The sequence below is a fragment of the Streptomyces abikoensis genome (assembly GCF_014648775.1).
Classification (GTDB): Bacteria; Actinomycetota; Actinomycetes; order Streptomycetales; family Streptomycetaceae; genus Streptomyces; species Streptomyces abikoensis.
The window spans coordinates 852,127-864,843 of sequence record NZ_BMRT01000001.1; the positions used below are offsets into that span (position 1 = coordinate 852,127).

At 71.9% G+C, this 12,717-nt stretch carries 13 protein-coding genes; 3 read left to right on the forward strand and 10 right to left on the reverse strand.

Going from position 1 to position 12,717, the window contains the following annotated elements; translation table 11 throughout:
• Window positions 1–40: 40 nt before the first annotated feature.
• From IE096_RS03695 to IE096_RS03705, 3 genes are all read right to left on the reverse strand, one after another.
• Window positions 41–919, reverse strand: a complete 879-nt coding sequence (locus IE096_RS03695) for a chitosanase (protein WP_189448326.1) — start codon at window positions 917–919, stop codon at window positions 41–43.
• Between the two features lie 168 nt (window positions 920–1,087).
• Window positions 1,088–2,290, reverse strand: coding sequence for an MBL fold metallo-hydrolase (locus IE096_RS03700; RefSeq protein ID WP_229819890.1), 1,203 nt, complete (start codon window positions 2,288–2,290; stop codon window positions 1,088–1,090).
• Between the two features lie 48 nt (window positions 2,291–2,338).
• A complete protein-coding gene (locus IE096_RS03705) occupies window positions 2,339–2,986 on the reverse strand; it encodes an alpha-ketoglutarate-dependent dioxygenase AlkB family protein (protein WP_189448328.1) in 648 nt (215 codons plus the stop codon).
• A gap of 116 nt (window positions 2,987–3,102) precedes the next feature.
• On the opposite strand from IE096_RS03705, the gene IE096_RS03710 reads away from it, so the two are divergent.
• On the forward strand, window positions 3,103–3,663 hold the full coding sequence (locus tag IE096_RS03710; protein WP_189448330.1) for a carboxymuconolactone decarboxylase family protein: 561 nt from the start codon (window positions 3,103–3,105) through the stop codon (window positions 3,661–3,663).
• Window positions 3,664–3,682: 19 nt separating this feature from the next.
• On the opposite strand, the gene IE096_RS03715 is transcribed toward IE096_RS03710, so the two are convergent.
• From IE096_RS03715 to IE096_RS03725, 3 genes are read right to left on the reverse strand one after another with little or no spacing between them, the layout of a single operon-like run.
• Entirely contained in the window at window positions 3,683–4,528 is an 846-nt protein-coding gene (locus tag IE096_RS03715; RefSeq protein ID WP_373298035.1) for an SAM-dependent methyltransferase, read from the reverse strand.
• Window positions 4,529–4,587: 59 nt separating this feature from the next.
• Window positions 4,588–4,830: a DUF397 domain-containing protein gene (locus IE096_RS03720; RefSeq protein WP_126916826.1), complete on the reverse strand. Its 243-nt coding sequence runs from the start codon at window positions 4,828–4,830 to the stop codon at window positions 4,588–4,590.
• A 3-nt stretch (window positions 4,831–4,833) separates the two neighbouring features.
• A complete protein-coding gene (locus IE096_RS03725; protein ID WP_189448332.1) occupies window positions 4,834–5,700 on the reverse strand; it encodes a Sco1979 family transcriptional regulator in 867 nt (288 codons plus the stop codon).
• A 136-nt stretch (window positions 5,701–5,836) separates the two neighbouring features.
• On the opposite strand from IE096_RS03725, the gene IE096_RS03730 reads away from it, so the two are divergent.
• The gene (locus IE096_RS03730; protein WP_229819891.1) at window positions 5,837–6,316 is read left to right on the forward strand and encodes an ATP-binding protein; all 480 of its coding nucleotides are present in this window, start codon (window positions 5,837–5,839) and stop codon (window positions 6,314–6,316) included.
• A gap of 32 nt (window positions 6,317–6,348) precedes the next feature.
• Here the strand turns inward: IE096_RS03730 and IE096_RS03735 are convergent, their stop codons facing one another.
• Window positions 6,349–7,140: an SGNH/GDSL hydrolase family protein gene (locus tag IE096_RS03735; protein ID WP_189448334.1), complete on the reverse strand. Its 792-nt coding sequence runs from the start codon at window positions 7,138–7,140 to the stop codon at window positions 6,349–6,351.
• A gap of 140 nt (window positions 7,141–7,280) precedes the next feature.
• Between IE096_RS03735 and IE096_RS03740 the strand changes: the two genes are divergently transcribed.
• Entirely contained in the window at window positions 7,281–8,072 is a 792-nt protein-coding gene (locus IE096_RS03740; RefSeq protein ID WP_189448336.1) for a tyrosine-protein phosphatase, read from the forward strand.
• Between the two features lie 83 nt (window positions 8,073–8,155).
• Here IE096_RS03740 and IE096_RS03745 read toward each other — a convergent pair whose 3' ends face one another.
• From IE096_RS03745 to ispG, 3 genes are all read right to left on the reverse strand, one after another.
• Window positions 8,156–9,550 carry an aspartate aminotransferase family protein gene (locus tag IE096_RS03745; RefSeq protein ID WP_189448338.1) on the reverse strand — a complete coding sequence of 465 codons (1,395 nt, stop codon included), beginning with the start codon at window positions 9,548–9,550 and terminating at the stop codon, window positions 8,156–8,158.
• Entirely contained in the window at window positions 9,547–11,478 is a 1,932-nt protein-coding gene (dxs, locus tag IE096_RS03750) for a 1-deoxy-D-xylulose-5-phosphate synthase (protein ID WP_189448340.1), read from the reverse strand. The genes IE096_RS03745 and dxs overlap by 4 nt, the downstream gene beginning before the upstream one ends.
• A gap of 67 nt (window positions 11,479–11,545) precedes the next feature.
• Window positions 11,546–12,712, reverse strand: a complete 1,167-nt coding sequence (gene ispG / locus IE096_RS03755; protein ID WP_373297998.1) for a flavodoxin-dependent (E)-4-hydroxy-3-methylbut-2-enyl-diphosphate synthase — start codon at window positions 12,710–12,712, stop codon at window positions 11,546–11,548.
• Between the last annotated feature and the right edge of the window lie 5 nt (window positions 12,713–12,717).

A 12,717-nucleotide genomic window follows, 5' to 3' on the forward strand; every position in this document is an offset into this window, starting at 1 on the left:
GCCCCGGGCCCGCCCGTACTCCGTGTGGCTATCCGTGTGGCTACTTGTCGATCCGGTACGACTCGCCGTAGACCTTCCACTTCAGCGGCGGCCGGAGGTCGAAGTTGCCCTCGTTCAGGAAGACGCGCTGGGCCGTGTCGACGCGGCTGGTGTCCTGGTGCGCCTCCTCCTTCTTCATGACCTTCTTGCGGGCGTCCAGGAAGGCGTCGAGATAGGCCTTCTCGTCGCCGCCCTGGGCCGGGGGCTTGGCCTTGGCGAGGGCGGCCTTGCGGATGCCGCCGAAGCTGTCCTTGCCGTCGCCGGGGCCGTGCATGACGATCGCGTCGTAGTAGACGAACTGGCCGAGGGTGCGCAGGCCGTCCGCCTTGGCCTGCTTGACGGACGGGTCGAAGTAGACGCGGTCGCGCTCGGCCTCCTGGGCGTCCCGGAACGCCTTGTCCTCGTCGGCCGCCTTCCGCCACGCCTCCTCGAAGGGCTTGCCGAGCCCGGCGTGCGAGTCGCTGCCGTTGACCTTGCGCAGGGCGGGGAGGTACTTGGCGAGCGGGTTGTCCGGCTTCTTCTTGGTGTAGCGCTCGACGAGCTCGAGCATGTCGCCGGTGCCCGAGGTGAAACCGATGATGCCGCCGGTGTAGCCCCGGCCGTCGGGGTAGGGCTCGATGTACCGGAACTGTCCCCGCCAGTCCAGCGTGGAGTTCTCCGCGCTGGAGACCAGCCGCATGGCGATGTCCTTCTCGTACGGGTCGTCGAGCGGCGCGCCCGCCCCGGCCGCGGCGGGGACGGTGGCGGTACGGACGGGGGACGGCTGCGCCGCCGCCTGGCCGGGGCCGGCCAGGGCGAGGGACGCGGGCAGGGCAAGCGCCAGGGCCGGTAAGGCGAGCCGGGCGGCGGTCTTCTTCATCGTCGAGGTGCGCGCGGGCATGCGGAACTCCGTTTCCCGGTGGGCGGATTGGCCGATGGCCAACTGTCAGGAAGGTTTCCTAACTGTCACTGGGAATTGAAGCGCCAGCTCCACTTGCCCCGCAAGAGGAACGCGTACAGATGTGCGTATTCACGCCAGTGGCGCCCAGTGGCGCGAGCGTCGCCCGGCTCACGCCTGAAGGGCGACCTCGGCGTCGGTTTCGGTCTCGGTCCCGGTTTCGGCCCCCGCCGGCACCTCCGCCTCGGGCACCGCGTCGGTGGGCCGCACCGCGACCGCCCGCCACCACGGGTCGAGCACCGGCTCCGCGCCCGGCTCGAACGGCTGGCCGGGCCTGGGCACCGCGATCCGTGCCCCGGGCTCCCGGGCCGCCGCCACGGTTCCCTCGGCGGGCTCCGCCCACGGGTGCGGGGCGAGGTTGAACGTGCCCCAGTGGATCGGCATCATGACGCCCCGCGCGGCGTCACCGCCCTGGAGGTCGAGGTGGGCGCGCATGCCCTCCTCCGGGGTCATGTGAATGTCCGGCCAGAACTCCGAATACGCGCCGACCTGCACCATCGTGGCGTCGAACGGCCCGTAGCGCTCGCCGATGGCGGTGAAACCGGGGAAGTAGCCGGTGTCGCCGCTGTGGAAGATCCGGTGCTCCGGGCCGGCGACCACCCAGGAGGCCCACAGGGTGTGCTGGGTGTTGCGCAGCGCGCGGCCGCAGAAGTGGCGGGCGGGGGTGGCGGTGAGGGTGAGTTCGCCGATCCGGGTCGACTCGTGCCAGTCGAGCTCGGTGATCCGGTCCGCCGGGACGCCCCAGTGCTCCAGGTGGGCGCCGACGCCGAGGGGGACGACGAAGGCGACGCCGGTGCGGCGGGCGAGGGTACGGACGGTCGGCATGTCGAGGTGGTCGTAGTGGTCGTGCGAGATGACCACGGCGTCCAGCGGGCCGGTCTCGGCCAGCGGCACCGGCACCGGGTGGAGCCGGCGGGGGCCCGCGAAGGAGAAGGGCGAGCAGCGCTCGGACCAGACGGGGTCGAAGAGCACCCGGTGGCCGTCGATCTCGGCGAGCACGCTGGAGTGGCCCATCCAGGTCAGCCGCAGCCCGGAGGCCGGGGGGACGGCCAGGTCGGCGACGGTGGTGGGGTGGACGGGCACCGCGTGGGCCGGGGCGCGCAGGGCGCGCTCCTCCTTGCGGAAGTAGGTGGGCAGGAACTTCAGCATGGAGCCGGACGGCGTACGGCGCGTGCCCTCCGGGTTGACGAACACGCCGTCGGCGAAGTGCGGCGACCTGCGGATGCGCGCCATCCGCTCCCCCGCCGGGTCCACGCCGAAGGCGGCGGGACGCAGCGCGTCCAGGGGCGGGCGGAACGGGCGGGAGCCGGTCACGGCACCTCCAGGGTCGGGCAGGCAGGTCGTCCCATTATCCGCCGGGCGTCACAGCCCGCTCACGCGCAGGGTGATGTTGAGCCGCCCCGTGAGCCCGAGCCGGGCCGGGGCGGTGCCGGGCAGGATCCGGGGCACGCCGTGGTAGGCCTGCCGGGCCGGGCCGCCGAAGACGAAGAGATCACCGCTGCGCAGCTCGACGTCCGTCCAGGGGCGGGTGCGGCCGCCCGGATGGCCGAAGCGGAAGACGCAGGAGTCGCCGAGGCTCAGGGAGACGACGGGCGCCGGGGACTTCTCGTCGGCGTCGCGGTGGAGGCCCATCTTCGCGCCGGCGTCGTAGAAGTTCACCAGCGCGATGTCGTACGGCTCCGGCCCGGCCGGGCGGCCGTACGCGCGGGCCACCGCGGCCCGCGCCAGTTCGTCCAGCCAGGCGGGGAACGGCTTGACCGGGGCGCCGTCGCCGTCGACGACGGTGCGGGCGTAGCCGTAGGGGAACCAGTGCCAGCCCAGCCCGACCGAGCGCACGGACATCTCGCCCCCGCTGGGCATGCGTACCGTGCGCAGGCCCGCCGGGGGGCGGGCCCACGCGCGGCAGGCCGCCAGGAGGCGGTGCTGGGCGGCCTCGTCCAGCCAGCCCGGGACGTGCACGGCGCCCGGGGCGACCTCGGTCACCGGCCGCGGGAAGAGCTCACCGTCCATGCGGCCAGCCTATGCGGGGGCACTGACAAAAAATCTTCGCCCGGTGATGTCACATCCGGGCGGGGTCGTCCCGTCGTAGGGGTGACAGCAACCGTTCTCCCCTGGAGGCACCGGCCATGGCCCGCATCTCCCTCACCCCGCCCCGCACCCTGCTGAACCGGCTCACGGCCTGGTACAGCATGCGGACCTACGGCAAGGTCATCGACCCGCTGCTCGCCATGGGGCACAACCGCAGGGTGCTGATGACCGACGCGCGCTTCGAGAAGTCGCTGGCCCGCTGGAACGCGCTGGACAGCGGGCTCAAGGAGCTCGCCGTGATGGCGTCGGCGGCCGCGATCGGCTGCTCGTGGTGCATGGACTTCGGCTACTGGCTGAGCCACAACCAGGGCATGGCCCCCGACAAGCTGCGCGATGTGCCGCGCTGGCGGTCCAGCGACGCCTACACCCCACTGGAGCGGGACGTCATGGAGTACGCCGAGGCGATGAGCGCCACCCCGCCGGCCGTCGAGGACGACCTGGCGGAGCGGCTGCGGCAGCGGCTCGGCGAGGCGGCGTTCGTCGAGCTGACGGCGATGGTGGCGGTGGAGAACCTCCGCTCGCGGATCAACTCGGCGCTGGGGCTGACCAGTCAGGGCTTCAAGGACAGCTGCGAGATCCCGGCCCGCCCCGGCGCATGAGTCGGTCCTCGCGCCTGAGTCAGCCCTTGCGGCCCATGCCGCCGTAGAAGACGGTCTCGCTGAGCTCCCGGGGCCCGGGGACGGGGCCGTCCGGGCGCCACAACGGCACCCGGACCAGCCCCGGGTCGAGGAGCGCGAAGTCGCCGAAGAGGGGCTCGACGGCGGCGCGGCCGCGCAGGTTGAGGGCGGCGGTGGCGTTCTTGTAGGCGTCCAGCACGCCGTCCCGGGCGACGGTGTCGGTACGGCCCTGGGCGTAGCCCTCGTAGGGCTCCTCGGTGGCGTGGGACATCACCAGGAGGCTGCCGGCGGGCAGGGCGTCGCCGAGGGTGGCGACGATGCCCGCCGGGTCCTCCTCGTCCTTGACGAAGTGGAGGACGGCGACGAGCAGCAGGGCCACCGGCCGGTCGAAGTCGATCAGCTCCCGGACGACCGGGTGTCCCAGGATCGTCTCCGGCTCCCGGACGTCGGCCAGCGCGAAGCCCGCCCCGCCCGCGCTGGTGAGCCTGGCCTCCGCGTGGGTGGCCACGATGGGGTCGTTGTCGACGTAGGCCACCCGGACGTCCGGGGCGACCTCGCGGGCCACCTCGTGGGTATTGGGCGAGGTGGGGATGCCCGTGCCGATGTCGATGATCTGGCGGACGCCGCCGCGCACCGCCTCCCGCACGGCCCGGCGCAGGAAGGCGCGGTTGGCGCGGGCGGAGAGGCGGACCTGGGGGTGGGCCGCGATGACGCGTTCGGCGGCGGCCCGGTCGACCTCGTAGTTGTCCCAGCCGTCGAGGTAGTAGTCGTACATCCGGGCCGGGTGGGGCCTGCTGGTGTCGATCTCCTCGGCCGGTGTGCCCCGGCCGTCCGCGCCGTACTCGATCACGCCTGTCGCCTTTCCATCCGTCCGTTCGGTTTCTCTGTGCGCCGTATCGGCGGGAACTACGCCAGCAGGAAGTCGGCCTCGCCCGCCTTGGCGCCGCGGATGAAGGTCTCCATCTCGTGACGCGTGTAGATCAGCGCGGGACCGCCGGGGTCGGTGGACTGGCGCAGGGCCACCCGGCCGTCGCACAGCCGCATGGCCTCGACGCAACTGCCGCCGTTGCCGCCGCTCCACGGCTTGCTCCAGCCCTCGGTGCCGAGGTCGGTCGCGGGCATGCCGTTGTAGACGCGGTCCGGATCCATGGTTCAGATCTCCTTACGAATGCCACCGAGGATGGCCTTGGTGGTGTGTGCCGGCGCGGCCTGCGCGCACATCCGGTCCAGTGCCTCCAGGAACGCCGAGACATCGTCACGCTGGTCGAAGTACGAGGCTCCGACGAGGTTCTCGGCGTACGCGATGTCGGGCAGCTCCTGGAGGGGGAACCGGAAGATGTGGAAGGGGCCGTACATCGCCGGGTGCGGCCCGGCGGCGAACGGCATCAGCTGGAGTCGTACGTTCGGCATGTCGGTGGCCTCGATGAGCCGGTCGACCTGGGCGCGCGTCACGTCCGGGCCGCCGATGGGGCGGCGCAGCACCGTCTCGTCCATCACCACCCACAGCAGCGGGGCCCCGTCCTTGGTGAGGAGGCCCTGCCGCTCCCGGCGGACGGTGACGGCGCGCTCGATCTCGGCGTCGCGGGCGTGCGGCATGCCGGCGCGGAGCACGGCCCGGGCGTACTCCTCGGTCTGCAACAGACCGGGGACGTAGTGGGGTTCGTACGCGCGGATGAGATTGGCCTCTCCCTCCAGGCTCACGAACGCGCTGAACCACTCGGGGAGGACGTCCCGGAAGCGGTGCCACCAGCCGGGGCGGTTGGCCTCGCGGGTGAGGCAGAGGAAGCCCTCGACCTCGGCGGCGTCGAGCACCCCGTAGACGTGGAGGAGCTTCTCCACATAGGGGATCTTCAGCCCGACCTCGGCCTTCTCCATTCTGCGGACGGTGGCGTGGGTGACGTCCAGGGCGCGGCCCGCCTCCTCGTAGGAGAGCCCGGCCCGCTCCCTCAGGTGCTGGAGACGCTTGCCGAGCACGACCCTCAGGACCGTCGGGGCACCCGCCGGTCGCGAGTCCGCCACTGTCCACCCCCTCCAACTGCCGTCATATGCCAGCAGTGTGCCACGCGGTCTGTCGGCCCGACAGACTGTCCTTGCGATTCTGTAATTTGCAGGTTGAACCTTGCCACAACTGATACGCATCGCACATAGTTGCGGAGTGGTCCTCTCCCATGACGCACCATCGTCCGGGCTCTGCGGCAGATCTCTCCTCGGTCATCTGCGGCAGGACGCCTTTCATTTCCCCGCCCTCAACACCTCGGTGGCGGAGGCGCGCCAACGAGTCCTCACGCGACTGCGGGAGTGGGGAATAGACGAAGTGGCCTGCGACGACGCCCAGTTGGTGGTGTCGGAGCTGGTCACCAACGCGGTGCGGCACACGGACAGCGAGAAGGTCAGCTGCCAGCTGCGGGTGAGCCGCGTGGTGGTGCGCATAGAGGTCGCCGATCAGGGCGACGCCCCGACGGAGCCCCGGGTGCGCCGGAGCGGTACGGACGAGGAGAGCGGGCGCGGGCTGCTCCTGGTGGGCGCGCTGTCCCGGGAGTGGGGGGTCCGGCCCGACGACAGCGGCCACGGCCGAGTCGTCTGGGCCGACCTGCCGCACGGGGCCGATCTGCCGCACGGGCGGCACCCCCACTGACCCCCTACTACCCCCCTTGGTCCCCCTCGGGCCTACAGCGGCAGCAGGTCCGGGCGCTTGGGCTCCACGTTGTCGCCCGAGGACTCACCGCGCAGCCGGCGGCCGATCCACGGCACCAGGTACTCGCGCGCCCAGTGGACGTTGTCCCGGCGCACCTCGGCGGCCGAGCGCTGCTCCTCGTCCGGCCAGGGCTGGTCGGGGTCGGCGGGCACCTCGAGGCCCAGCACCTGGGCGGCCCGCAGCGCGACGCGCGTGTGCCCGTCGGGCGACAGATGCAGCCGGTCCTCGCTCCAGGCCCGGCGGTCCTGGACCGAGCGCAGCGACCACAGGTCGAGGACCGGGCAGTCGTAGCGGTCGGCGATGGCCCGGACATGGGCGGTGTACGTCGCGATCTTGCCCCGCAGATGGCGCAGGACCGGCATGCCACGGGTGTCGAAGCCGGTGCACAGCAGGACCGTGCCGACGGAGGCGCGCAGCTCGGCGACGGCCGCCTCGTAGCGCTGGGCCACGTCGTCCGGGTCGCTGCCGGGGCGCAGGATGTCATTGCCGCCGGCGCAGAAGGAGACGAGGTCGGGGCCGAGCTCCTTGGCCCGGGGGACCTGCTCCTCGACGATCTGGTCCAGGAGGCGGCCGCGGACGGCGAGGTTGGCGTAGCGGAAGGAGTGTTCCTCCTGCCGGTCGGAGAGGAGTACGGCCAGTCGGTCGGCCCAGCCGACGAAGGTCCCGTCGGGGCCTGGGTCCCCGACGCCCTCGGTGAAGCTGTCCCCGACGGCTGCGTACGACCCGATCGCGCTCTTGCTGAATGAATTCGAATCGTCTGCCACGTCAGTGCATCATTCACCTTCTTGAGTGACCTACGCCACCGTAACCAGGGGTTGACGTGCCGTGATGTATCCCACCCCGGCAATGTGGCGTGACCCGGAATACGATCGGCGCCACGACCGGAACACCCCGAGGAGCGCACGTGACACAGACGCCGCCCGCCCCGCAGGCCGAGCCCGAGCTGGCGGGGGTCCGCAACTTCCGCGATCTGGGGGGTCTGCCGGCCGCCGACGGGCGGCACGTCCGGCCCGGCGTCCTGTTCCGCAGCGGCCACCTGGCCCACGCCACCGAGGCGGACGCGGCGTTCCTCGCCTCGCTGGGCCTCCACACGATATTCGACTTCCGCAACGCCGCGGACATCGCGCTGGAGGGCCCGGACGTGACCCTCCCCGGCGTACGGAACGTCAACCTCCCGCTGAGCGACCCGGCCGACGGCAGCGAGTTCTGGCGGATGGTGCGCGACGGCGACCTGGCCACGCTGCGGTCCGTGCTGGGCGAGGGCCGCGCGGCGGACCGGATGGCCGCCTCGTACCGCAAGATCGTCACGACGCGGACGGCCGAGCACGGCCGGGTCGTGCGCGCCCTCGCCGAGGGCGACGTGCCCGCGCTGATGCACTGTGCCGCCGGCAAGGACCGGGCGGGGCTCTCGGTGGCGGTGACGCTGCTGGCGCTGGGGGTGCCGCGCGATGTCATCGAGGCGGACTATCTGGAGTCCAACGCGCCGCACCGGCGGTATCGGGTGCGGCGCGACGCGGAGGTTTCTGCCGAGGTCTCGGAGTTGCTCTCTCCGCTCTTCGAGGCGCGGGCGTCTTATCTGGATGCGGCGTTCGTCGCGATCGGGGAGGTGTGGGGGTCCACGGACACGTATCTGTCCGAGGGGCTCAGGCTTACCCCGTCGATGCGCGTTGCGCTTCAGGAGCGTTTGCTGCACTGAGGCCGGTGGTCGGCGGTGTGCCCACCCTCCCCCAGCTACCGCTGGGAGGTGCCCCCAGCCCTGCGGGACGATTGCCCACACCGTCACCTTGTGACAGCTTGTTTCACCAGGTTTCTGCCGAAGTCCCACATCAGGCTGCCGCCGTTGTGGGCTTCGTCCATGACCGCCGTGAAGGCTGCCACGAAACGGTCCACCTCGCGTTCGCCGATGATCAGCGGGGGGATCAGTTTGATCACCTCCACCTCGTCCCCCGAGACCTGGGTGAGGATGCGGTGCTTCTGGAGCAGCGGCACCACGACCATCTGGGCGAAGAGGCCCTTGCGGGCCGCCTGGAGCATCGTCCAGCGGCCGCGCAGGCCCAGTGACCTGGGGCGGCCGAACTCGATGCCGATCATCAGGCCGCGGCCGCGCACGTCGTGCAGCAGCTCGTACTTGTCGACGAGCGCCGCGAGGCGGGAGCGCAGGAGTTCGCCCGTGGTGCGGGCGTTGGCGACGATCCCCTCGTCCTCCATGACGGCCAGGACCGCCAGGCCGGCGGCCATGGCCTGCGCGTTGGAGCCGAAGCTGGCGGAGTGGACGAGGACACGGTCCATGGACGAGTAGACCTTCTTGAAGATCCAGTCCTTGCCGAGCGTGGCACCCACCGGGACGTAGCCGCCCGAGAGCGCCTTCGCCACGCACACCAGGTCCGGCTCCACCCCGCTCTCGTGCTGATGGGCGTAGAAGGCGCCCGTGCGCCCGATGCCGGTCTGCACCTCGTCCGCGATGAGGAGGGCCTTGTGGCGGTGGAGGAGGTCCTGCGCGGCGCGGAGGTAGCCGGGCGGGGCCTCGTGGACGCCCTTGCCCTGGACGGGCTCGACGATCAGGCCCGCCACGTCGCCGCGCCGCAGCTCCCGTTCCAGGGCGTCCAGGTCGCCGAGCGGGACCGGGGTGTCCGGGAGCAGGGGCGCGAAGCCGTCCCGGAAGCCGGCCTCGCCGTTGACGGACAGGGAGCCGACGGTCAGGCCGTGGAAGGCGTGGGCGCAGTACAGCACGCGTGGTCTGCCGGTGGCGTACCGGGCGAACTTCAGGGCGGTCTCCACGGCCTCGGTGCCGCTGTTGCCGAAGAACACCCGGTCCAGGTACGGGGTGTACGACAGCAGCCGCTCGGCGAGCAGGCCGGGCAGCGGCGGGCAGTCGAAGCGGGTGAGGTCGGCGAGCGAGGCGTCCAGGACGTCGTGGAGCGCCTTGCGGACCACGGGGTGGTGCCGGCCCAGGCCCATCACGCCGAAGCCGGCGAGCATGTCGAGGTAGTCCCGTCCCTCGGCGTCCCAGAAGTACGCGCCCTCCGCCCGCTCGTAGACCTTGTCGAAGCCGATGGTGCGGAGCATGCGCGGCAACTGGTGGTTGAGGTGGCGGGCGTGGAGGTCGTAGCGTTCGCCGCCGCGCTCGGCCAGCAGCCGGGTCAGGTCGAATCTCTCGGTGCCGTCGGCGGTCATGCCTTGCTCGTCTCCTTGTCCTTGGCGGCCGTACCCTTGGCGGACTCCTCGCTCCTCGTGAGTACGGCGCTGATCCGACCGGCGATCTCGGCGGGGGTGAGTCCCACGTCCGCCAGCACCTCCGAGCGCTTGGCGTGGGGCAGGAACTGCTCGGGGATGCCGAAGGTCCGTACGGGCAGGTCGACGTCGGCGTCGCGGAGCGCCTGGGCCACGGCCCAGCCGACCCCGCCGGTGCGGCTGTTGTCCTCGACGACGGCGATCACGCGGTGGCGGGCGGCGAGCGGCGGCAGTGCCGGGTCGACGGGCTTGACCCAGCGCGGGTCGACGACGGTGCAGCTCGTGCCCCGGGCGCCCAGCAGGTCGGCCGCGTCCAGCGCCACCCGGGCCATTGCGCCGACCGCGACCAGCAGCACGTCGGCCCCGTCGGTGTCCGCCGGCCGGGCGAGCACGTCCATGCCGCCGGTCCGGCCGACGGCCGGGATGGCCTCGCCCACGTTCTCCTTGGGGAAGCGGATGACGGTGGGGGCGTCGTCGACCTCGACGGCCTCGCGCAGCTGGGCCCGCAGTTGGTCGGCGTCGCGCGGGGCGGCGATCCGCAGCCCGGGGACGACCTGGAGGATGGACATGTCCCACATGCCGTTGTGGGACGGCCCGTCGGTGCCGGTGACCCCGGCCCGGTCCAGGACGAACGTCACCCCGCACTTGTGGAGGGCGACGTCCATCAGCACCTGGTCGAAGGCGCGGTTGAGGAAGGTCGCGTAGACGGCGAAGACCGGGTGGAGGCCGCCCGTGGCCAGGCCCGCCGCCGACACCGCGCCGTGCTGCTCGGCGATGCCCACGTCCCAGACCCGGTCCGGGTAGGCCGCCGCGAACTGGGTCAGGCCCACGGGGTGGAGCATCGCCGCCGTGATCGCGACGACGTCGGGCCGCTCGGCGCCGATCCGCACCATCTCGTCGCCGAAGACCGACGTCCACGACCGCCCGGCCGCCGGGGCGAGGGGCTCGCAGGTGAGCGGGTTCATCGCGCCCACCGTGTGGAAGCGGTCCGCCTCGTCCCGCAGGGCGGGCTGGTAGCCGCGCCCCTTCTCCGTGCGGCAGTGCACGAGGACGGGCCCGTGGAAGCGTTTGGCGCGGCGCAGCGCCGACTCGACGGCCGCGATGTCGTGGCCGTCTATCGGGCCGAGGTACTTCAGGCCCAGGTCCTCGAACATGCCCTGGGGGGCGAAGGCGTCCTTGAAGCCCTTCTTCGCCCCGTGCAGCGACTCGTACAGCGGTTTGCCGAGCAGCGGCAGGCCCTGGATGGCGTCCTTGCCCCAGGACAGGGCGCGCTCGTAGCCGTCGGTGGTGCGCAGGGTGGCCAGGTGGTCGGCGAGGCCGCCGATGGTGGGGGCGTAGGAGCGTTCGTTGTCGTTGACGACGATGACGAGCGGGCGGTCCTTGGCGGCCGCGATGTTGTTGAGGGCCTCCCAGGCCATGCCGCCGGTGAGGGCGCCGTCGCCGATGACGGCGACGACGTGGTCGTTCCAGCGGCCGAGGACCTGGTTGGCCTTGGCGAGGCCGTCGGCCCAGCCGAGGACGGTCGAGGCGTGGCTGTTCTCGATGACGTCGTGCTCGGACTCCTCGCGCGAGGGGTAGCCGGACAGGCCGCCCTTGCCGCGCAGCTTGGAGAAGTCCTGGCGGCCGGTGAGCAGTTTGTGGACGTAGGACTGGTGCCCGGTGTCCCACAGGATGCGGTCCGAGGGCGAGTCGAAGGACCGGTGCAGGGCGATGGTCAGCTCGACCACGCCGAGGTTCGGCCCGAGGTGGCCGCCGGTCCTGGCCACGGCATGGACCAGGAAGTGGCGGATCTCCTCGGCGAGGTCGGTGAGCTCCTCGCCGTCCAGTGCCTTCAGGTCGCGTGGACCGCGGATGTTCTCCAGCAACGACACGTCGGCCCCCTCCTCCTGTCGTCGGCCCGGCGGTGCCGGGCCGGGTGATCGGACTCCGCCGGTTTCATCAGAGGACGGTGACGGCCGGCGTGCCCGAGCGGGCGCCGTCCTTCTCCATCCGTTCGGCGAGCTTCATGGCCTCGTCGATGAGGGTCTCCACGATCTTCGACTCGGGGACGGTCTTGATGACCTCGCCCTTCACGAAGATCTGGCCCTTGCCGTTGCCGGACGCCACCCCCAGGTCGGCCTCGCGGGCCTCGCCGGGCCCGTTGACGACACAGCCCATGACGGCGACGCGCAGCGGTACTTCCATGCCCTCCAGGCCGGCCGTGACCTCCTCGGCCAGCTTGTAGACGTCGACCTGGGCGCGGCCGCAGGACGGGCAGGAGACGATCTCCAGCCGGCGCGGGCGGAGGCCCAGGCACTGCAGGATCTGGATGCCGACCTTCACCTCCTCCACGGGCGGGGCGGAGAGGGAGACGCGGATGGTGTCGCCGATACCTTCCGCCAGCAGGGCGCCGAAGGCGACGGCGGACTTGATGGTGCCCTGGAAGGCCGGGCCGGCCTCGGTGACGCCCAGGTGCAGCGGGTAGTCGCACTGGGCGGCCAGCTGGCGGTAGGCGTTGACCATCACCACGGGGTCGTTGTGCTTGACCGAGATCTTGATGTCGCGGAAGCCGTGCTCCTCGAAGAGCGACGCCTCCCACAGCGCCGACTCCACCAGGGCCTCCGGGGTGGCCTTGCCGTACTTCTGGAGCAGGCGCTTGTCCAGGGACCCGGCGTTGACGCCGATGCGGATCGGGGTGCCCGCCGCGGCCGCCGCCTTGGCGATCTCCTTGACCTTGTCGTCGAACTGCCGGATGTTGCCGGGGTTGACGCGGACGGCGGCGCACCCGGCGTCGATGGCGGCGAAGACGTACTTCGGCTGGAAATGGATGTCCGCGATCACCGGGATCTGCGACTTCCTGGCGATGACCGGCAGCGCGTCCGCGTCGTCCTGCGAGGGGCAGGCGACGCGGACGATCTGGCAGCCCGCCGCCGTCAGCTCGGCGATCTGCTGCAGCGTGGCGCCGACGTCGGCCGTGACCGTCGTCGTCATCGACTGCACCGAGACGGGGGCGTCACCGCCCACCGGCACCCGGCCCACCTGGATGCGCCGCGACGCGCGGCGCACCGCCAGGGGCCGGGCCGGTGGTACGGGCAGCCCGAGGGAGACGGGCTCCACGGTAGTCATCGCGG

Bases quoted from the DNA above. Each gene is read 5' to 3' on its own strand.
- IE096_RS03695 (WP_189448326.1), bottom strand. From the start codon at position 919: ATGCCCGCGCGCACCTCGACGATGAAGAAGACCGCCGCCCGGCTCGCC.
- IE096_RS03705 (WP_189448328.1), bottom strand. From the start codon at position 2,986: ATGGACGGTGAGCTCTTCCCGCGGCCGGTGACCGAGGTCGCCCCGGGC.
- IE096_RS03710 (WP_189448330.1), top strand. From the start codon at position 3,103: ATGGCCCGCATCTCCCTCACCCCGCCCCGCACCCTGCTGAACCGGCTC.
- IE096_RS03720 (WP_126916826.1), bottom strand. From the start codon at position 4,830: ATGGATCCGGACCGCGTCTACAACGGCATGCCCGCGACCGACCTCGGC.
- IE096_RS03745 (WP_189448338.1), bottom strand. From the start codon at position 9,550: ATGACCGCCGACGGCACCGAGAGATTCGACCTGACCCGGCTGCTGGCC.
- ispG (WP_373297998.1), bottom strand. From the start codon at position 12,712: ATGACTACCGTGGAGCCCGTCTCCCTCGGGCTGCCCGTACCACCGGCC.